Source organism: Bradyrhizobium sp. NBAIM08 (genome assembly GCF_020193935.1).
Classification (GTDB): domain Bacteria; phylum Pseudomonadota; class Alphaproteobacteria; order Rhizobiales; family Xanthobacteraceae; genus Bradyrhizobium; species Bradyrhizobium yuanmingense.
The window spans coordinates 1-448 of sequence record NZ_JADYVR010000351.1 but is presented as its reverse complement, the minus strand read 5'-3'; the positions used below and the strand labels follow the sequence as shown (position 1 = coordinate 448).

Below are 448 nucleotides of genomic sequence, written 5' to 3'. Positions count from 1 at the left end.
CCGTCGCTGTTCGGCCGCGTATTCGTCGGCTACGCGTTCGCCGAAGGCTGGGGGCACTACGCGGAAGAGCTCGTCTTCGAAGCCGGGTTCGAGAGCGGTAATGCCGAGTCGCACATCGGCCAGCTTTCCAACGCGCTGCTGCGCAACTGCCGCTACGTGTCGGCTCTCGGCCTGCACACGCGCGCCATGACACAACAGCAGTCGTACGAGCTGTTCCGCGACGAGTGCTTTCAGGACGAAGGAAACGCGCGCCAGCAGGCCGCGCGCGGCACGTACGACCCGGCGTACCTCAACTACACGCTCGGCAAGCTGATGATCCGCAAGCTGCGCGACGACTGGACCGCGACGCGCGGCGGGCGCAGCGCGTGGAAGGAATTTCACGACACGTTCTTGAGCTACGGCGGCCCGCCGATTCCGCTCGTTCGCCGCGCCATGCTCGGCAACGATT

1 protein-coding gene is annotated in these 448 nt (G+C 66.1%); it reads left to right on the top strand.

The window, feature by feature from the left end; genetic code table 11:
• Window positions 1-448 (top strand): DUF885 family protein (locus I6F37_RS39860; RefSeq protein ID WP_225154358.1); only part of this gene is annotated, 448 nt, incomplete at both ends.